Genomic DNA, 20031 nt, shown 5'->3' with positions numbered 1-20031 from the left:
TACCAACATGATGATTTAAAGAGCCTGCTTGCGCTGTGGGGTTTGCCCACCGAAATCATTGATTGCTGTCCAGGTCACCGCGCCTTTTGCTGAATTCGGTAAAGCGAAACGCTGCTCGCTGAACGGAGCCACCATCATTGAAATGGCGCCTGGCGTGGTTTTGGTCTCTTTCACCGGAACACTTTTCCCACCAACGGCCAGCTCGCCAAACGAGACGTAAAACGGGGTCGGGTTGTTTGCAATTAGCGTGTCGCCCTGACGCTGGAATGTGATTTTTGCGTAGGCTCCCAGGGCATCGCTTTCCTTCAGCTGAGCCGGACGCCAGAAAAGCTTCAGGCGCGTTTTCATCGCAAATTGCAGCGTGTTTTTCTCTTTCAGCTCCGGCGAGAGTGCCGATACGGATTTAACGTTTGCCAGAAACAGAGATTCCCGGTCTGCGGGCAGGCTTTTTTTATCGCCGGTAAAAATAACGTGCAAAAGGGTTTGACGATTTTCCTGCAATTTGTAAACAGGAGGAGTAATAATAAATGGCGCTTTCGCATCATTGGGGTAACTGACCCAGCTTTGCACCAGATAACGTGTATGCGGATCTTTATTTTTAAGTGCTATCTGAACTTCTGATTTATTCGATGGATAAATAATTCGCGTACCACCGAGAACAACACTTGCCTGTACTGAACAGCAGGAAATAATTAAACAACCACATAACAATTTAAATAAAGTCTTCATACAATGTTCCAAAAAGGCAGCCGTTCAGGCTGCCCGTCATTGCTTAGCGATAGACAACCTCGAATGTTGCAGAGGAGGAGTAATGGCCCGCGGTTGGCGCGGTATCCCCCACCTGAATCACTTTCGCGGTGTAGTTAAAGACAGAAGCCGTTGCCCCGGTCGCATCGTTATTCATATCGGTACCCGTATCCGGTACTGAACCGTCGAAAACAACATCGCCTTTAGCGCCGTTCTCATTGCTGACGATGATGCCAACGTTGGTCGCATTGCCTGCGCCAGTCAGATCGTTCTTCAAGCGCTTGTTAGCGGCGTCTGTTGTCGTGCCGCTAAACTTGAGGTTCAGTTTAGCGACCAGCGGGTCACATTTTTTCACTTCAATCTTAAAGGCTTTTGAGGTGCCAACCGTACCGTCAGCACCAAAATCCGAAGGATAGGTATCTGCGAAAGTGACGGTGGAAGCGTTAGTCCCTGTGCCATCAACGTTAATTTCACAGGTATCGGCAACAATTTTTCCGGCGAAGTTCACCGTACCGGAATCGTTTGATGCAAATACAGGCAGAGACAGCGCGGCCATAACGCTTCCGGCTAAAAATGTAGAGACAACTTTTTTGTTCATGAAAAATATCCTTATATTTGACAATTGTGGCATCCATTCGCACTACAAATATTTTGAGTCGAAATGTTATCCAGCATGTTACACATGACTGACTAAATAGGAATATCCTTTGAGCCAGTGAATTTCTTATGGCGATTACATCAGATTATTCTTCATTGTGTCCAGAGAGGATAAAGTTACGCAACATGTAGAAGATTTCAAATGCATGTTTTAGATGAAAAAAATGAGAACTTAAAAATTCTAAATTAGATATTTAATATTTTTAAAAATTGCAGAATGTAAAAAACAAAAAAAGCCGCTTTATATTAAAGCGGCTTTTTATTCAGGGAATTAATTAATTCCCACCAAACATATCCTTGATCCAGCCGGCCACGCCATCACTGTCTTTCTTCTCGTTCTGCTGCTGGGCCGGTTGTTGCTGCGGCTGCTGCGGCTGAGAAGATTGATCGAACGGGTTGCCCGTTGGCTGTTCAGGCTGGCTCTGCTGGCACAGTGAGTCCGGGTTGGTCGTCCAGACCGGCAGGGTACGCATCCCGCCGCCGCAGATAAAGTTCCCGGAACCATCCACGCCCATATCGACGATATCTTCCGGCGCGACCAGGTTCAGCGGCACAGGTGACTGGTTCGCCAGGTAGCGCTGGTAAATCGACATCGCCCCGCTCGCCCCGTAAAGTTTGGTCGGCTGGTTGTTGTCACGGCCTACCCAGGTGATCACCACTTCACGGCCATCAATACCGGCAAACCAGGTATCGACGTTGTTGTTGGTGGTCCCGGTTTTACCCGCCAGATGCAGACCAGGATACTTCGCCCCCAGCTGACGACCGGTACCGCGCTGCACAACCTGCTGCATCGTCCACAGCGTCATGTAGGCCGCCTGCGCAGGAACGGCACGTTCAGCCTGCGGGAAGCTCTGATACAGCACGGAGCCATCTTCGGCAATCACCGAACGCAGGGCAGAGAGCGGTGCGCGGTTACCCCCGCTGGCAATGGTCTGGAACGCCTGCGCCACTTCGATCGGCGTCAGGTTAAGCGCCCCCAGAATCATCGCCGGAACAGGGTGCAGCTGATCTTTCGGTACGCCCAGCTTCTGCCAGGTGTCGACAATGGCCGGCAGGCCCAGCGCCATACCGAGGTTAACCGTAGGTACGTTCATGGAGCGGGTTAACGCATCCACCAGCATCACCTGGCCGCTGAACTGTTTATCATCGTTCTGCGGTGACCAGACCTGGCCGTTAGGCTGACGCAGGGAGATTGGCGCATCGGCGATCCAGGTGTTCAGGCGATACAAATTCGGCTGGCTCAGCGCGGTGAGATAGGTCGCCGGTTTAGCCAGAGAGCCAATCGAACGACGCGCCTGCATCGCGCGGTTGTAGCCCGCATACTGCGGCTCTGCGCCGCCCACCATCGCGCGCACTTCGCCGGTGTTACGGTCAACCACCACCATCGCGGTTTCCAGATCGGAGAGCTTGCGCTGCTTCTTCAGCGCCGGGATCCCTTCCACCGCCGCTTTTTCTGCCGCGTCCTGGGCTACCGAGTCAAAGGTTGTGAAGATCTTCACGCCGGAGAGATCTTTGACTTTATCACCGAGCTTGCTTTGCAGCTCCTGGCGCACCATCTGCATGAAAGCAGGCTGCGGAGAGATCACCCCACCGCGCGGCTGCACGCCCAGCGGACGTGCGCTAAGCATGTCGTATAATTCCTGGTCAATCACCTGCTGCTGTTGCAGCAGACGCAGTACCAGGTTACGACGCTCCAGCGCCAGTTTCGGGTTGCGCCACGGGTTATAAATAGACGCCCCTTTCACCATGCCCACCAGCAGCGCCTGCTGGTCAAGGCTGAGCTCTTCCACCGGACGGCCAAAGTAGTACAGGCTCGCCAGCGGGAAGCCGCGGATCTCGTTATCGCCGCTCTGGCCGAGGTACACCTCGTTCATGTACAGCTCAAGGATACGATCCTTGCTGTAGCGCGCATCCATCAGCACGGCCATGTACGCTTCGTTGGCTTTACGCCAGTAAGAACGCTCGCTGGAGAGGAACAGGTTCTTCACCAGCTGCTGGGTAAGCGTACTCGCCCCCTGCACGGTACGACCCGCAGTCAGGTTCGCCAGCACCGCACGGCCGATGGAGTAGAGACTGATACCGTCGTGCTCGTAGAAATGGCGGTCTTCGGTTGCCAGCAGGGTATCCACCAGCAGATCCGGGAAGCCGTTACGCGCCACGAACAGGCGCTGTTCGCCATTGGCGGACGAGAGCATGGTGATCAGACGCGGATCAAGACGGAAGAAACCGAACTGGCGGTTATTGTCCATGTTCTCAATGGTTTCCAGCCGATCGCCGTCAAAAGTCAGACGCGCGCGCACCTGCCCCTCTTTGCTGTCCGGGAAGTCGAACGGGCGGCGGATCATCTCAATGCTTTTCGCCTGGACGGTAAATTCGCCCGGGCGGGTCATTTTCGTGACCTGACGATACTGCGTAGCTTGCAGCAGTTTCACCATCTCGTTCTTGCTGATGGACATGTCCGGCTCAAGGTTCACCATGCGACCATACACTGCCGCCGGCAATTGCCAGACTTTCCCGTCGATACGGCTGCGGATCTTCTGATCCAGATAAACGCCGTAAATCGCGATCAGCACAACAAAAACAATGAAAAGCTTCAGCAGCAGCCAGAACCAGCCGCGCTTCCCACGAGGCTTACGCCCTTTGCCTTTTCCTTTACGCGGCATGGGTTCTTCATCCTCATAATCGTCTTCATAGTCATCGTCATACTCCTCATCTCTGAGGCGACGACGGCTTACCTTTTCTTTCGCCGGACGCGCGGGTTTTCCCTTACGTCCTATTGGCTCGCGGTCATTCCCCGCCATGCTTTTTCTCCGCAACTTTCAGGCGCAAAGGCCAGATTTTCTTTTCTTCCACAGGCCTGTGAAAGAAGAAATCTCTCAAAATTGGTTTTCTCCCTCTCTCCGTGGGAGAGGGTCGGGGTGAGGGCATCAGGCCGCACTTTCCCCACTACGAATATTTCTTCGTCCGCCGCGTCGGCGCCGTATTCGCCGGATCGTCCGGCCATACGTGTTTGGGGTAGCGCCCTTTCATCTCTTTCTGCACTTCACGGTAGCTTCCCGCCCAGAACGCTCCCAGATCGCAGGTGATCTGCAACGGACGATGCGCAGGCGAGAGCAGCTCAAGCACCAACGGCACCCGCCCTTCCGCAATAGACGGCGTGGTTGCCTCACCAAACATCTCCTGCATCCGAACCGCCAGCGCCGGAGGATTATCCTCATGATAACGAATGGCAATCCGGCTCCCGGTGGGCACAGTGTAATGCCCAGGAAGCTCACTATCCAGACGTTGACGTAATGACCAGTCCAGTAAATTCTGTAACGCGGTCTTAACATCAAGCGCCTTAAGGGCGCGCAGAGAGTGCACGCCGCTCATTTGCGGCAGCAGCCACTGCTCAAGCGTCGCGAGCAGCGTCTCATCATCTACCGCGGGCCAGCCGTATTCCGGTAGCCACTTCGCGGCGCAGTGCAGACGAATGCGATACTGTTCAGCTTCCGGCGTCCAGTTCAGGACGTTAAGGCCCTTTTCCCGAATGCCGTTCAGCATTGCCTGGTGTAACTCTTCTTCCGACGGCTTCGCCAGCGGTTTCGTCCCGAGGATCAGTTTGCCAATCTGACTACGCCGAAACGCCTTTAGCGTCCCCTGAGCGTCATCCCATTCCACGATGTCCGATTGCTGGAGCAGCTGCGGGCAGGTACGCGTCACGGCATCTATGTCCACGGCAATCGCCTGTAAAATACGGGCATCAGGAGACTGGCTGCCCTGAAGCAGGAGCGGCGCGATCAGCCATTCATGTCGCGTCAGGGCATCATCGCTGTCCAGCATCGCCCCCATGCCGTTTGCCAGCTGGTAGCGTCCATCCAGCCCGCGGCGGCGCGCAATCCTGTCCGGGAAGGCCAGCGCCAGAAGAGAGGCAATCTTATCGCCGTCAGGTGAACCGCCCCGGCAGTTCAGGCGTTTGCACAGCTGCTGCGCCCGCTGCTGCCAGTTTCCCTGATTGCGCGAAAACGCCTGCCCCAGATCGCTGCTGCCTCCGCGCGGCGGCTCCTCAAGAATAGCCACCAGTTTCGCCGCTGTGGCAATTTCATCTTCGCCCTGCGCGGCCACCAGCATCGCCGCCAGACGCGGATCGTTGCCCAGCGCCGCCATTTTCTGACCGCGCGCCGTCAGACGTTCCCCTTCCAGCGCGCCAAGCTGGGTGAGCAGGCTGCGCGCGGCGGCGAGATTCACGACAGGCGGTGGATTAAGCCAGGTGAGCTGTTCAGGATCCGGGCAGCCCCACAGCAGGAGATCCATCACCAGCCCGGAGAGGTCGCTTTGTAAAATCTCCGGCGTGCTTTGCTGTGCCGCGCGTTCAGCCTGCTCCGCGCTGGTCAAATGCAGGCAAATACCCGGCTCAAGACGCCCCGCACGGCCCGCGCGCTGCACCATTGACGCATGGCTGATGCGTTGTGTCAGCAGTTTAGTCAGCCCGGTGCGCGGATCAAAGCTCGCCACCCTCTCCTGCGCGCTATCCACCACCAGGCGAATGCCTTCGATGGTCAAACTGGTTTCGGCAATGTTGGTTGCCAGCACGACTTTACGCTGCCCCGCCGGGGCGGGAAGGATGGCTTTACGCTGCTCGGTCAACGACAGGGCGCCATAGAGCGGGCAAAGCAGTACGTCACTGCCCACCCTGGCGGCCAGCCGCTCCTGCACGCGCTGAATCTCCCCCACGCCAGGTAAAAATAGCAGCAGCGAGCCGGGCGCCTGGCGAAGCAGGTCAGCAGTGGCAATTGCTACCGCTTCGTCAAAGCGCTGATGGGCAGGAAGCGGCTGATAGCGACGCTCAACAGGAAATGCCCGTCCTTCTGAGCTGATGACCGGCGCATCGGGTAATGCCTGTCGTAGCCGCTCGTTATCCAGCGTCGCCGACATAATCAGCAGCCGCAGATCGTCGCGCAGCCCCTGCTGAACGTCGAGCAACAGCGCGAGGGCCAGATCGGCCTGCAGGCTGCGCTCGTGGAATTCATCCAGGATCACCAGCCCGACGCCGTTCAACTCCGGGTCGTTTTGCAGCATGCGGGTAAGAATGCCCTCGGTGACCACCTCAAGCCGCGTGGACGGGCCGACGCAGGTTTCGGCGCGCATCCGGTAGCCTACCGTTTCGCCCGGTTTTTCATTCAGCAGTTCCGCCAGGCGCTGCGCCACGTTGCGCGCGGCCAGCCTTCGCGGCTCCAGCAGGATAATTTTCCCGGCAATCTTCCCCTCTTTAAGGATCTGCAGCGGCAGCCAGGTAGATTTACCCGCCCCCGTAGGCGCGTTAAGCAAAACCTGCGGGGCATGTTGTAAGGCAGCGAGAAGCTCAGGAAGAACGACGGCGACCGGCAATGAGGACACTAACAGCTCCAGAGGGTTAACATTAGTCGGCGTACATTGTAGCATCGGCGCATATCATTACCGAGTCCCCCGTATGTCTGATTCGAAACGGCTGTTTTTTGCCATTGAATTGCCCCCCCCCCTTCAGCGGCAAATCGTTCGCTGGCGCGCGGAACATTTTCCACCGGAAGCGGGCCGACCCGTTGCGGCGGCAAACCTGCACCTGACGCTGGCCTTTTTGGGTGACGTGAGCGCCGAAAAACAGCGGGCATTAGCCGCCATGGCCGGGCGTATTGTCCAGCCGGCGTTTACGCTGCACCTTGACGATGCGGGTCAGTGGCTGCGTTCGCGCGTAGTCTGGCTGGGTACGCGCCAGCCGCCGCGCGGGTTGTTACAGCTCGCCAATATGTTGCGCGCGCAGGCAGCGCGCAGTGGCTGTTACCAGAGCCCGCAGCCGTTTCATCCGCACGTCACGCTCCTGCGCGATGCCGGGCAGGCCGTTGCCATTCCGCCGCCGGGTTTTCACTGGGCTTTTCCGGTTAATGAATTCGCGCTTTATGAATCCGTCTTTGCACGGGGACGCACCCGCTACAGGCCGCTACAGCGCTGGACGTTGGGCGACACCACAAGGAATTCCGATGAAGTTTAGTCCTGCACTCCAGTCCGCCACGCTGATCCAACGCTACAAACGCTTCCTCGCCGACGTAGTGACGCCGGAAGGCGAAGAGCTCACCCTGCACTGCCCCAACACCGGCGCCATGACCGGTTGCGCCGCGCCGGGTGACACGGTCTGGTATTCCACTTCAGAAAATACTAAACGCAAATATCCCCATACCTGGGAAATAACCGAAACGCAAAACGGGGCGTTTATTTGTGTTAATACTCTGCGTGCAAATCAGCTGGTTAAGGAAGCGCTGACGAATGGCGCCATTCCCGAACTGGTGGGTTACGGTACGCATAAAACAGAAGTGAAATACGGCGATGAAGGCAGCAGAATTGACTTCATGTTACAGGCGGAAGGCCGTCCTGAGTGCTATATTGAAGTAAAATCAGTGACGTTAGCGGAACAGGAAAACGGCTTCTTTCCGGATGCGGTAACGCTACGCGGGCAGAAGCATCTGCGAGAGCTAATGAGTGTTGCGGCGGCGGGCAAACGCGCCGTATTGCTGTTTGCGGTGTTGCATACAGCGATTGAACGGTTTTCCCCTGCCCGCCATATCGATCCTAAATACGCACAACTGTTGAATGAGGCACAAAAGCAGGGGGTAGAGGTTTTAGCTTATAAAGCGGAACTTTCTGCCGATAATATGACTCTGAGATCGTCTCTTCCCATTGTCTTATAAGGGATTAGACGATTGATGAATAAGTGTTCTGGCCGCGTGCGCAAATACGCTTTTCCTCACAGGCTTGTCAAGTGTTACGTTTAGATAATTGCCATACGGAAAAGCATCTGCTATTTATAGCGACCTGATTTTTCCCCCAACACGGGGATCGATAGTGCGTGTTAAGGAGAAGCAACATGCAAGAAGGGCAAAACCGTAAAACATCGTCCCTGAGTATTCTCGCCATCGCTGGGGTGGAGCCGTATCAAGAGAAGCCGGGCGAAGAGTATATGAACGAAGCCCAGCTGTCGCACTTCAAGCGTATTCTTGAAGCATGGCGTAATCAACTCAGGGATGAAGTGGATCGCACCGTTTCGCATATGCAGGATGAAGCTGCTAACTTCCCGGATCCGGTAGACCGTGCCGCTCAGGAAGAAGAGTTCAGCCTCGAACTGCGTAACCGTGACCGCGAACGCAAGCTGATCAAAAAGATCGAGAAAACGCTGAAAAAAGTCGAAGACGAAGATTTTGGCTACTGCGAATCCTGCGGTGTTGAAATCGGTATTCGTCGCCTGGAAGCGCGTCCAACCGCCGATCTGTGCATCGACTGTAAAACGCTGGCCGAAATCCGCGAAAAACAGATGGCCGGCTAACGCCAGCGCTGTTTATACACTTCAAAGGCGGGAGTCTCTCCCGCCTTGTTACTGTTGATATGTCTGAATCACACTATATCGGGCGCTTTGCGCCATCTCCTTCCGGTGAATTACACTTCGGCTCATTAATTGCCGCGCTTGGCAGCTACCTGCAGGCTCGCGCCAGTCAGGGTAAATGGCTCGTCCGCATCGAAGATATTGACCCTCCGCGTGAAGTTCCCGGTGCTGCAGACACCATTCTGCGTCAGCTGGAACATTACGGTCTTCACTGGGACGGCGACGTTCTTTGGCAGTCACAACGTCATGAGGCTTATCGGGAACGTCTGGCCTGGCTCAGCGCTCAGGGGCTCTCCTATAACTGCACCTGCACCCGCGCGCGTATCCAGAGCGTGGGAGGTGTGTATGACGGCCACTGCCGCACGCTGAATCTTCCCCCGGAAAATGCCGCCGTACGCTTGCTACAGCGCGCGCCCGTCACCCGCTTCCACGATCGGCTCTCCGGTAAGATTAGGGCGGATGAACGTCTGGCATGTGAAGATTTTATTATTCACCGTCGTGATGGTCTGTTTGCGTATAACCTGGCGGTGGTCGTCGACGATCATTTCCAGGGCGTGACGGAAATTGTGCGCGGGGCGGACCTGGTCGAACCGACCGTACGGCAAATCTCGCTTTATCATCAGTTTGGCTGGACGGCGCCGGATTACATTCATCTGCCGCTGGCGGTCAATGCGCAGGGCGTTAAGCTCTCCAAGCAGAACCACGCCCCGGCCCTGCCAGACGGCGATCCGCGTCCTGTTTTGATCGACGCGCTGCGATTTCTCAACCAGAATGTAACCAACGAATGGCAGGATCTGCGCATTGACGAATTGCTGAAAATAGCCATTGCCAACTGGACGCTCGCGGCAGTGCCAAAAATCCAGCATTCTCAAATGCGTTGCGCTGAGCTATGATTAGCCGCTTTTTTCATAACAAAACACACTACGAGGTGTACCATTTTTACCCGAGTCGCTAATTTTTGCCGTAAAGTGCTAAGCCGCGAAGAGAGCATGGCGAACGACGCTATTGCACAGCCACACATGTCGGTTATTCCGCGTGAGCAGCACAATATTTCCCGCAAAGATATCAGTGAAAATGCCCTCAAGGTACTCTATCGTCTGAATAAAGCGGGCTACGAGGCCTATCTCGTTGGCGGTGGGGTGCGTGATTTACTGCTGGGCAAAAAACCGAAAGATTTCGACGTGACGACCAGCGCCACGCCCGAGCAGGTGCGTAAATTATTCCGCAACTGCCGTCTCGTTGGCCGCCGTTTCCGTCTGGCTCACGTGATGTTTGGGCCAGAAATCATTGAAGTGGCGACCTTCCGCGGCCACCACGAAGCGGGTGCATCCGACCGCACCACGTCACAGCGCGGCCAGAACGGTATGCTGCTGCGCGACAATATCTTCGGCTCTATCGAAGAAGATGCCCAGCGTCGCGACTTCACCATCAACAGCCTTTATTACAGCGTGGCGGATTTCACCGTGCGTGATTACGTCGGCGGCATGCAGGACCTGAAAGAGGGTCTGATCCGCCTGATCGGCACGCCGGAAACGCGCTATCGTGAAGATCCGGTGCGCATGCTGCGCGCCGTGCGTTTTGCCGCCAAGCTGAACATGCGCATCAGTCCGGAAACCGCAGAGCCGATCCCGCGTCTGGCGACGCTGATTAACGACGTGCCGCCTGCCCGCCTGTTTGAAGAGGCGCTGAAGCTGCTGCAGGCCGGCTACGGGTTCGAAACCTACAATCTGCTGCGCGAATACAACCTGTTCCAGCCACTGTTCCCGACCATTACCCGTTACTTCACCGAGAACGGCGACAGCCCAATGGAACGGATGATTGCGCAGGTACTGAAAAATACCGACACCCGCATCCATAACGATATGCGCGTGAACCCGGCATTCCTGTTTGCGGCAATGTTTTGGTACCCGCTGCTGGAAACGGCTCAAAGAATCACCCAGGAGAGCGGCCTCGCCTATTACGATGCCTTCGCGCTGGCCGCGAACGATGTATTGGACGAAGGGTGCCGCACGCTGGCTATCCCAAAACGTATTACTACCCTGGTGCGCGACATCTGGCAGCTTCAGCTGCGCATGTCCCGCCGTCAGGGCAAACGTGCCTGGAAGCTGATGGAGCATCCAAAGTTCCGCGCCGCCTTCGACCTGCTGTCGCTGCGTGCGGAAACTGAACGCAATCAGGAGCTACAGCGCCTGGCGCAGTGGTGGGCCGAATTCCAGGTTTCCGCCCCGCCGGAGCAGAAAGATATGCTGACCGGGCTGGATGAAGAACCTGCCCCGCGTCGCCGTCATCGTCGTCCGCGCAAACGCGCACCGCGTCGTGAAGGGACAGCATGACCCTCGCGTATATCGCCATCGGCAGCAATTTAGCCTCTCCGCTGGAGCAGGTGAATGCTGCCGTACAGGCGCTGGGTGAGATCCCGCAAAGCCGTATCGTGGCGGTCTCCTCCTTTTACCGCACGCCGCCGCTAGGCCCGCAGGATCAGCCTGATTATTTGAACGCCGCCGTGGTGCTGGAAACATCCCTCGATGCCGAAACGCTGCTGGACAACACTCAGCGCATCGAACTGCAGCAGGGGCGCGTACGCAAAGCCGAACGCTGGGGGCCGCGCACGCTTGATCTCGATATTATGCTGTTCGGCCATGAGGTGATTAACACTGAACGCCTCACCGTACCGCATTACGACATGAAAAATCGTGGCTTTATGCTCTGGCCGCTCTTTGAAGTGGCGCCCGATCTCACCTTCCCGGAAGGCATCCCGCTCAAGGCCGTTCTGGACAATCTGAACGCGGAAAGACCCGCTCGCTGGTGATCCTCTTCCCTCACCGGTTGACCCCAGAATAATTGTGGTTAATCGGTTGCCTAAAATCATTGTTCCCTCGAATGTTACTGTTAGAATGCGCAAAGATTCGCTTTTGGGCTATCAGGAAACAGTATGAAACCAACCACCATCTCCTTACTGCAGAAATGCAAACAGGAAAAAAAACGCTTCGCCACCATCACCGCGTATGACTACAGCTTCGCCAAACTGTTTGCCGAAGAGGGTATCAACGTCATGCTGGTCGGAGATTCGTTAGGGATGACGGTACAAGGACATGATTCCACCCTGCCGGTCACGGTCGAAGATATTGCATATCACACCCGTGCGGTACGCCGCGGTGCGCCAGGCTGCCTTCTGCTTTCCGACCTGCCGTTTATGGCCTATGCCACGCCAGAGCAGGCATTTGAAAACGCGGCGGCAGTGATGCGCGCTGGTGCTAACATGGTCAAAATTGAAGGCGGCGCCTGGCTGGTGGAGATGGTGAAAATGCTCACCGAACGCGCCGTGCCGGTGTGTGGTCATTTGGGCCTGACCCCGCAGTCCGTCAACATCTTTGGCGGGTATAAGGTGCAGGGCCGCGGCGACGCAGCGCAGACGCTGTTTGAGGATGCCCTGGCGCTGGAAGCCGCAGGCGCCCAGCTGCTGGTGCTGGAGTGCGTGCCGGTTGAGCTGGCGAAACGCATCACCGACGCGCTGTCCATTCCGGTGATTGGTATTGGTGCAGGCAACGTGACCGACGGTCAGATTCTGGTGATGCACGACGCCTTTGGTATTACTGGCGGGCATATCCCGAAATTTGCCAAAAATTTCCTCACTGAAGCGGGCGACATGCGCGCTGCGGTCAGGCAGTATATTGCCGACGTTGAATCCGGTGTTTACCCGGGTGAAGAACACAGTTTCCATTAAGGAGTCTCGTTGTGCTAATCATTGAAACCCTGCCGCTGCTTCGCCAGCATATCCGCCGCGCGCGTCAGGAAGGTAAACGTATCGCACTGGTCCCGACCATGGGCAATCTGCATGACGGCCACATGAAGCTCGTCGACGAAGCCCGTGCGCGAGCAGATATCGTGGTGGTCAGTATCTTCGTGAACCCCATGCAGTTTGACCGCGCCGACGATCTGGCACGCTATCCGCGCACCCTGCAGGAAGATTGCGAGAAGCTCAAAAAACGCCACGCGGATATCGTCTTCTCTCCTGCACCGGCGGACGTTTACCCGCAGGGTACCGAAGAGGCGACCTACGTTGACGTCCCGGGTATTTCCACCATGCTGGAAGGAGCAAGCCGTCCGGGCCACTTCCGCGGCGTCTCCACCATCGTCAGCAAGCTATTTAACCTGGTGCAGCCGGACGTTGCCTGCTTCGGTGAGAAAGATTTCCAGCAGCTGGCGCTGATCCGCAAGATGGTTGCTGACATGGGTTACGATATTGAGATCGTCGGCGTACCGATTGTGCGTGCGAAAGACGGTCTGGCACTCAGCTCGCGGAATGGTTACCTGACCGCCGAACAGCGTAAAATCGCGCCGGGCCTGAGCAAGGTTATGAACACCATGGCAGAGCAGATGCTGGCAAAAGAGTTAACAGCAGAAGAGATTATTGCCCTTGCCGAGCAGGCGCTTAACGATAAGGGCCTTCGTGCTGACGACGTACAAATTCGTGATGCTGATACGCTGCTGGAATTAACTCAGAACAGCAAGCGCGCAGTCATCCTGGTGGCGGCATGGCTCGGCCAGGCACGCCTGATTGATAATAAAGTGGTTGAGCTGGCGTAGTTCTTCACCCTTGATAATTAAAGGTAAACGTAATGATTCGCAAAATGCTGCAAGGTAAGCTTCACCGTGTGAAAGTCACGCAGGCCGACCTGCACTATGAAGGCTCCTGCGCCATTGACCAGGATTTTCTCGACGCGGCGGGTATCCTTGAAAACGAAGCGATTGATATCTGGAACGTGAACAACGGTAAACGCTTCTCTACTTATGCGATTGCCGCCGAGCGCGGTTCTAAAATCATCTCCGTTAACGGCGCTGCGGCGCACTGTGCGGACGTGGGCGACATTGTGATCATCGCCAACTTCGTGATGATGTCTGACGAAGAAGCCCGCCGCTGGCAGCCTAAAGTGGCCTACTTCGAAGGCGACAATGAAATGAAGCGCACCGCAAAGGCGATTCCGGTTCAGGTTGCCTGATTCCAACAAGGAGCGGAACCCTCTGGATCCGCTCCTTAACAGGAAAAAACACATCATTGTGAATTATGTAAATAGCATCTCTTTACTCATTTCTCTTATTTTCATCTCTCTTTTCGCGTCTCCTTTCTTAAATAAACATTCCCCTCAGTTATATACGAAGGGAAAATAATCAATGCCATTAATAATCCAAGCCTGCCAATAGCATATCAACGCAATAAAAAATAACCCCCAGTGTTTTTTTTGAGATCATTTTCAAGATCTTTTTCAATGACTTATCAATCTTTAATTTTTTCTAATTATAATTTTTAGTAATTCTAAATACCCAACGTATACAGAGATCCCTATCATCATTTTGCTTGTATTAAATCATTACAATGTTTTTTAAATGGAATTTCAATTATGTTAAAAAAAACGTTATTAGCTTCAGCTGTAGCTTTGTTTGCAGTAGGTTCTTTTTCAGCACTCGCAGATACGGATCTTGGTTTAATCACCTTTGATGGTGCGGTAACAGACACAACATGTAATATTTCCACCTCTAATGGTGAATCACAAAACAATATTACCATTACCTTACCCGTCGTTAAAAAATCTGAAGTTGAATCCACAACTATTGATACTGGCGTCGGTTCCAAAAACTTTGAACTGCTGCTCACCAATTGCCCTGAGACATTAAAGAATGCCTCTGCAAGCTTCATGTCAAAAAATATGGGCGCTATTGCGAACGGTACTATTGAACCCGATGCTAACGTACAAGGCTCTGCAACCAACGTTGCACTTGCCCTGTTTAACAATGCCCCAACCGTTTCATCTCGTATTATGGTAGGCCAGCCTGACAATAATACGCAGAAAACAGACCTGAAAGCCGGCTCCGGTAAACTGTTCTACCGTGTTGCTTATGTCCCTGGCTCCAACTGGGTGAAAGATACTAGCCCTGTGCAGTCAGGTAAAGTTAGCGCCAACGCTTACTTCACCATGAGCTACGAATAATTTTATTCGTCCTGTTAATGTGCCCAGCAGGGCACATTTTTTCGTATTATTTGAGAGTAGACATGTACTTACTGAATATTAAGAGCGGATTAAAAGCCCTGCTGCTGGCCTCGGTGAGCGTTTTTGCTCTTAACGCCAGTGCAGATATTGTGATTTCCGGCACCCGTGTCATTTATCCAGAATCAGCAAAAGACGTAACGGTGTCTATGGATAACCGTGGCACCAGACCTTTACTGGTACAAACCTGGCTCGATGACGGAAGAGATACCACTAATCCTCAAGAGCTGAAACTTCCCTTTATTGTCACGCCTCCTGTATCGCGTGTAGAACCGCAAAAAGGGCAAACGGTCAGAATCACCTGGCTTGGTCATTCATTGCCAAAAGATAAAGAATCCCTGTTCTGGTTTAACGTTCTGGAAGTTCCGCCAAAGGCAAAGGAAAGCGATACGCAAAGCATGCTTCAGCTGGCATTCCGTACCCGCATAAAACTCTTTTTCCGGCCTACAGGTTTGAAAGGAGAACCGACAGATGCGGCTAAAAATCTTAAATGGACTGAAACCCGGCAAGGTCAAAATATCGTTTTAAGTGCGAAGAATGATTCACCTTATTATGTATCACTGGCGGGGGCAACGCTTATTGCTGGTGCTAAAAGCTACGATATTGAAACGCATTATATTGAGCCATTCTCAAGCCAGACTATGAACGTAAAAAATCATAACACCTTGGGGTATAACAAAATCACCTGGCAAGCCATCAATGATTTCGGTGGAATTGATAAGTATGAATCCATACAGAATTGATTATTTATCCGCCTCGTATCATTCGGAATAACTATAATTAGCTTAACTCTGGGACAGAGTACATCATGCGGTTTAAACGTTCACTACTATGTTTATCGATAAGTGCGGTATTGCCGTTTTGTGCATTTGCTGCTGAAAATAATAAAGAAGAAGACGTGCAGTTTAACGATCAGTTTCTTTATAACACCGGTACATCAATTGATGTCAGCCGTTTTTCAAAAGGCAACCCTGTTCTTGCCGGGACGTATAAGGTGAAGGTGGTTATTAACGGAAAACCTTCCATTACCACGGATCTTGTGTTTAAGGAGAATGGTACACCGCGCGCTACGCCCTGCATCACGCGTAAACTGCTCACCCAGACAAATGTAGCAACCGAGCAACTTAAACCAGCCGGGGATGATTCCGAGGATACGTGCATCTCCGTGTCGGACGCCTATCCCGGCTCACGCGTGGCTTACGATCCTTCCACACAGGAGTTGGACCTTTCTATTCCCCAGGCTTTCGTCATTCAGCGCCCGGCGGGATTTGTCGATCCTTCACTTTGGGAAGACGGGATCCCGGCGGCGATGCTCTCCTGGGATCTTAACGGCTGGCACGCGGACACGTCTGATTACAGCACCGATACGGCATACGCAGGGTTGCGCTATGGAGCAAACCTGGGCCCGTGGCGGCTCCGGGCACGAGGTAATCTGAACTGGGATCGGGATTCCGGTAGCCATTACGCCAGCCAGGACATTTATCTCCAGCGTGATATCACGCCGCTGAAAGCACAGTTTATCGCGGGAGATTCCTACACCCGTGGAGATGCTTTCGATTCCATTAGTCTGCGCGGGGCGCGTTTATACAACGATGATCGTATGCTTCCTAATGGCATATCGACTTATGCGCCGGTGATTCGGGGTGTGGCAAACAGCAACGCCAAAGTCACGATCGCCCAGAGCGGAAACACGATTTACGAAACCTCCGTCCCGCCGGGGCCCTTTGAAATCTCAGATCTCAGTACGACGGGTTATGGCAGCGATCTTATCGTCACTGTAGAAGAAGCGGATGGCAGCAAACGTTCCTTCTCGGTCGCGTATTCCTCGGTCGCACAAATGCTGCGCCCGGGCTACTCCCGATGGGATGTCGGCGTGGGTGAACTGCGTGATGATAACCTACGTGACAAGCCAAAAGTAGGTTACGCCACGGGCTATTATGGATTAACCAATACCTTCACAGGTTATGCGGGTCTGGAGTACACCGATAGCGATTTTTACGCCGCATTGGTGGGTTTGGCTATGAACACCCGCATTGGCGCATTCGCCTTTGATGTCACGCATTCAGATGCCCGGATCGACGGCTTACGGCATCTTAAGGGTGAGAGTTATCGTATCTCCTACAGCAAACTCATGGAAGCCACGAATACCTCTTTCAACGTAGCAGCATACCGGTTTTCGACATCTGACTATCTCAGCCTGAGCGATGCAGCTTCCTTGACCAACGAGATCAAATACCGTGACAGGGAGCTCAACCCTGACCGTGATAACAGCGATGTGTACCAGACTTTCCAGCGCATGAAGAACCAGATCCAGGTGAACATCAGCCAGCCGTTGGCCTTTAACGGCCTTGATTTGGGATCGCTGTATGTCAACTCCACCTGGCAGGACTACTGGAATGAAAGCAGCTCATCAGCGCAGTACTCGGTTGGCCACAGTCAATCGTTAAGCTGGGGAAGTTACAGCCTCTCCGTGCAGCGCACCTACAACGAGTTCGGGGAAAAAGATGATAGTGTCTATCTGAGCCTCACAATTCCTTTCGACACGCTGATGGGTAACGGCAAGCGTGCAGGCGGGTTCTCATCCCTCACCACGGGCATCGGCAGCGATCTAAAAGGCGGTGGAAGTTTTAACGCCAGCGCCAACGGCAACACCGAAGATAACCGGTTCAGTTACAGCATCACTGAAAGCACCACGCGTAACGACGATACGTTAAATCAGCTAAGCGGTTACGGGAGTTATAACGGCCCGCATGGACCGGTAAGTCTTTCCGTCTCCGCGTCCGATGACGATAGCCGACAATATTCCGCCAGCTATAGCGGCGGGATGATTCTGCACTCTGGTGGCATAACACTCGCCCCTGGCAGCATTAGCGAAAGCGATACGCTTGCGCTGATTAAAGCTGAGGGAGCAGAAGGTGCCCGAGTTTCCATCGGTAACGGTGAAATTGGCTCTTCAGGCTATGCCCTTATGCCCTATCTGTCTGCCTACCGTGAAAACAACGTCGGTCTTGATATCAGCGATATGCGCTCTGACGTTGAAGTGAAAAATACCCGTTCCACTACTGTCCCTCGTAGCGGTGCCGTTGTGCTGGTTAATTTTGAGACCGATCAAGGGCGTTCAGTGTTAATGGAACTGACGCGTGACGACGGTGGGTTTATTCCGCTTGGTGCCGATGTTCAAACTGAGCAAGGCGTATCCGTAGGTAGCGTAGGCCAGGCCGGGCAAGCCTGGATTCGCGGAATTGAAGATAAAGGGTTGTTAAAAATCGTCTGGGGAAGTGAGTCCGGCACATCCTGTACTGTCTCCTATCAGATTCCGCCCAATGCGAAAAAGATTGGACCAACAACGCTGCTGACAGGCCAGACCTGCCGCATCACAGTATTATAAAAGGAGTTAGAGCATGCTTTTTAAACCTGGGAAAAAAACAGGATTATGGGTATTAAGTTCGAGTCTGATGGCGCTGTCGCTCGGAACATACGCCGATAATCTCGATATTACCTTTACCGCTAATATCCGTGACACCACCTGCGATATGAAAATTGAAGGTGGCAGCGGTGATGGCTCCAGCAACGTTATTCCCATTGGCACCGACGGCAAGGTACGCCTGGATTACATCATCCTCAAAAATGCCAAAGCAACAACAAATTTTAAACTCAAAATGGTCTCATGCCCTTCGAGTCTGACAAAGCTGAACACGACCATTAGTGGTAGTGCCAGCCCACTGAATACGGCAATTAAAAATTCACTCTCCGGTGAGGGCAGCGCAGAAAATATTGGCGTGGCGATTTCCCGCACCGCCACTCCGGATGCCCCTTTTGTCATTAATTCATCCACTGATACTCAGCGCCTCGTCTGGTCGAGCGGAGAAATAAGTGCTGGCGAAGTTCAACTCCTGGCGACGCTGGTGGAAACTGCAAGCGGGCAAGGCATGACTGGCAACTTTAGCGGTATCGCTACGTTTAATTTCACCTATGAATAACTGGCGCAATACGGAGCGTTAATATGAAAAAGAAAATGACATCACTGGTGTTTGCGATGACTGCCATCCTGCCTTCCGTTTGTTTGAGCGCCATTACGGGTACGACGAGCGTTCAGGCCACCTTTACGTCCACCATTGAAGCAGGAACCTGTAATGCCGAGATTCAGGATGCGAGCGGGGCTCCTATTAGCATTTTGCCGTTTGGCGATGTATTTAAGTCCGATCTGGTGAGCCAGAACCGAACAGGGGCATTCAAAATCGCGTTCACTAACTGTGCCGGGGTCAAAAATGCCTCCGTTCAAGCCACGCCGGGTGCTGGCGGGTCCTGTACTGGCAATGCCAAAAATGGGAACTCATATGCAGCCGGGCATAACGTTGGTTTTGAAATCTGGAAAGGTTCTGTCGACTCAGGTTCCCTGCTGAACTGCGCCACGGCCCCAACTTCTATCGTCAACCTGTCTGACGGGGCGGGAAAATTTGAAATGGATGCGCGCATCGTTATTGCTAAAGATAAAACCATTTCTGACGTGACCACTGGTTCGGTCAGCGCCCCTGTGACTTTTATCGTGACCTATCAATAATGTTTATTAAGACTGGTAGCTTAAAAAGGATGTTCCACTCCCGCTTAAACTTTAGAAGTGCGATGTTATGGCTCGCCTGCTGTCTGGGGTTTCCCGCAGCAGGTTTTGCCTCGAGCCTGGAGATGGATATGACGGCAAACATCATCAACAATACGTGTCAGGTAAGTATTCCGAATGATGGCAAAGTTATTTTACCGATCGTTGGCAAAGGTTGGTTTTATAACTCCGACGGCAGCCCACGGCTACAACCCGGTGACGCAGCTGGGGGAACTCGCTTCGAAATACAGCTGAAAAGCTGTGCGGAAAGTGAATCTGGACTGGCAAAAACCCTGCATTTTGAGTTTAAACCTCAAAGTGGGATAGTTATCGGAAGCTCTCAACAGGTGTTCGCCAATGAAATTCCCGCCTCTGGGGGGGGAGCAGAAAACGTCGGCGTTGTGATTTTCTCAGAAAAAGACAATACCAATGTGGTCAATGCGTCAGGAACGTCAGATGTTATTTTTGATGTATCTAACCAAACCGAAAGCCAGTATTTAACAAATTATAATTTCTATGCCCGTTATCAAGACACAGGGATTGTCAGCGCGGGGAAAGTTACCACAAGCGTGCTGGTCAGCGTTATTTACAATTAAAAT

Annotated in this window: 19 protein-coding genes; 15 read left to right on the top strand and 4 right to left on the bottom strand. The window is 53.5% G+C overall.

Features of this window, described 5'->3' with window-relative positions:
* Positions 1-15 precede the first annotated feature (15 nt).
* The 4 genes from ACMGGH_RS09470 to hrpB form a co-directional block, all read right to left on the bottom strand.
* Positions 16-729, bottom strand: a complete 714-nt coding sequence (locus ACMGGH_RS09470) for a molecular chaperone (RefSeq protein ID WP_248178374.1) — start codon at positions 727-729, stop codon at positions 16-18.
* A gap of 43 nt (positions 730-772) precedes the next feature.
* Positions 773-1345: a fimbrial protein gene (locus tag ACMGGH_RS09465; RefSeq protein WP_232948594.1), complete on the bottom strand. Its 573-nt coding sequence runs from the start codon at positions 1343-1345 to the stop codon at positions 773-775.
* 334 nt (positions 1346-1679) lie between these two features.
* Complete coding sequence (mrcB, locus tag ACMGGH_RS09460) at positions 1680-4205, bottom strand: bifunctional glycosyl transferase/transpeptidase (RefSeq protein ID WP_045631651.1); 2526 nt, start codon at positions 4203-4205, stop codon at positions 1680-1682.
* A 145-nt stretch (positions 4206-4350) separates the two neighbouring features.
* The gene (gene hrpB, locus ACMGGH_RS09455; RefSeq protein ID WP_232948595.1) at positions 4351-6780 is read right to left on the bottom strand and encodes an ATP-dependent helicase HrpB; all 2430 of its coding nucleotides are present in this window, start codon (positions 6778-6780) and stop codon (positions 4351-4353) included.
* Between the two features lie 73 nt (positions 6781-6853).
* Here hrpB and thpR point away from each other — a divergent pair, with 73 nt between their 5' ends.
* The 15 genes from thpR (at position 6854) to ACMGGH_RS09380 (ending at position 20028) form a co-directional block, all read left to right on the top strand.
* Positions 6854-7408 carry an RNA 2',3'-cyclic phosphodiesterase gene (gene thpR, locus ACMGGH_RS09450; RefSeq protein WP_232948596.1) on the top strand — a complete coding sequence of 185 codons (555 nt, stop codon included), beginning with the start codon at positions 6854-6856 and terminating at the stop codon, positions 7406-7408.
* Positions 7398-8102, top strand: a complete 705-nt coding sequence (sfsA, locus tag ACMGGH_RS09445; RefSeq protein WP_041911210.1) for a DNA/RNA nuclease SfsA — start codon at positions 7398-7400, stop codon at positions 8100-8102. The genes thpR and sfsA overlap by 11 nt, the downstream gene beginning before the upstream one ends.
* Positions 8103-8278: 176 nt before the next feature.
* Positions 8279-8734 (top strand): RNA polymerase-binding protein DksA, encoded by a 456-nt coding sequence (dksA, locus tag ACMGGH_RS09440; protein ID WP_013095632.1) that lies wholly within the window; start codon positions 8279-8281, stop codon positions 8732-8734.
* A 59-nt stretch (positions 8735-8793) separates the two neighbouring features.
* Positions 8794-9684 carry a tRNA glutamyl-Q(34) synthetase GluQRS gene (gene gluQRS / locus ACMGGH_RS09435; RefSeq protein ID WP_232948597.1) on the top strand — a complete coding sequence of 297 codons (891 nt, stop codon included), beginning with the start codon at positions 8794-8796 and terminating at the stop codon, positions 9682-9684.
* Between the two features lie 42 nt (positions 9685-9726).
* Positions 9727-11124 carry a polynucleotide adenylyltransferase PcnB gene (gene pcnB / locus ACMGGH_RS09430; RefSeq protein WP_028015552.1) on the top strand — a complete coding sequence of 466 codons (1398 nt, stop codon included), beginning with the start codon at positions 9727-9729 and terminating at the stop codon, positions 11122-11124.
* Entirely contained in the window at positions 11121-11600 is a 480-nt protein-coding gene (folK, locus tag ACMGGH_RS09425) for a 2-amino-4-hydroxy-6-hydroxymethyldihydropteridine diphosphokinase (protein ID WP_047367349.1), read from the top strand. The genes pcnB and folK overlap by 4 nt, the downstream gene beginning before the upstream one ends.
* Before the next feature lie 123 nt (positions 11601-11723).
* Positions 11724-12515 carry a 3-methyl-2-oxobutanoate hydroxymethyltransferase gene (gene panB / locus ACMGGH_RS09420; protein WP_232948598.1) on the top strand — a complete coding sequence of 264 codons (792 nt, stop codon included), beginning with the start codon at positions 11724-11726 and terminating at the stop codon, positions 12513-12515.
* 11 nt (positions 12516-12526) lie between these two features.
* The gene (panC, locus tag ACMGGH_RS09415; protein ID WP_008501942.1) at positions 12527-13378 is read left to right on the top strand and encodes a pantoate--beta-alanine ligase; all 852 of its coding nucleotides are present in this window, start codon (positions 12527-12529) and stop codon (positions 13376-13378) included.
* 32 nt (positions 13379-13410) lie between these two features.
* The gene (panD, locus tag ACMGGH_RS09410; RefSeq protein ID WP_232948599.1) at positions 13411-13791 is read left to right on the top strand and encodes an aspartate 1-decarboxylase; all 381 of its coding nucleotides are present in this window, start codon (positions 13411-13413) and stop codon (positions 13789-13791) included.
* A gap of 399 nt (positions 13792-14190) precedes the next feature.
* On the top strand, positions 14191-14778 hold the full coding sequence (locus ACMGGH_RS09405; RefSeq protein ID WP_193066655.1) for a fimbrial protein: 588 nt from the start codon (positions 14191-14193) through the stop codon (positions 14776-14778).
* 62 nt (positions 14779-14840) lie between these two features.
* Positions 14841-15578, top strand: coding sequence for a fimbrial chaperone (locus tag ACMGGH_RS09400; protein WP_232948600.1), 738 nt, complete (start codon positions 14841-14843; stop codon positions 15576-15578).
* Positions 15579-15643: 65 nt separating this feature from the next.
* Positions 15644-18223: an outer membrane usher protein gene (locus ACMGGH_RS09395; RefSeq protein WP_028015547.1), complete on the top strand. Its 2580-nt coding sequence runs from the start codon at positions 15644-15646 to the stop codon at positions 18221-18223.
* A gap of 13 nt (positions 18224-18236) precedes the next feature.
* Complete coding sequence (locus ACMGGH_RS09390) at positions 18237-18815, top strand: fimbrial protein (RefSeq protein ID WP_047367345.1); 579 nt, start codon at positions 18237-18239, stop codon at positions 18813-18815.
* Positions 18816-18838: 23 nt separating this feature from the next.
* Entirely contained in the window at positions 18839-19396 is a 558-nt protein-coding gene (locus ACMGGH_RS09385) for a fimbrial protein (protein WP_028015545.1), read from the top strand.
* Positions 19396-20028 carry a fimbrial-like protein gene (locus ACMGGH_RS09380; protein ID WP_420299114.1) on the top strand — a complete coding sequence of 211 codons (633 nt, stop codon included), beginning with the start codon at positions 19396-19398 and terminating at the stop codon, positions 20026-20028. The genes ACMGGH_RS09385 and ACMGGH_RS09380 overlap by 1 nt, the downstream gene beginning before the upstream one ends.
* Positions 20029-20031 lie beyond the last annotated feature (3 nt).

This window comes from Enterobacter sp. BNK-16, assembly GCF_048684955.1.
GTDB lineage: Bacteria > Pseudomonadota > Gammaproteobacteria > Enterobacterales > Enterobacteriaceae > Enterobacter > Enterobacter bugandensis.
Note: the sequence above shows the minus strand (reverse complement) of the source record. Positions and strands in the feature narration are given on the sequence as shown.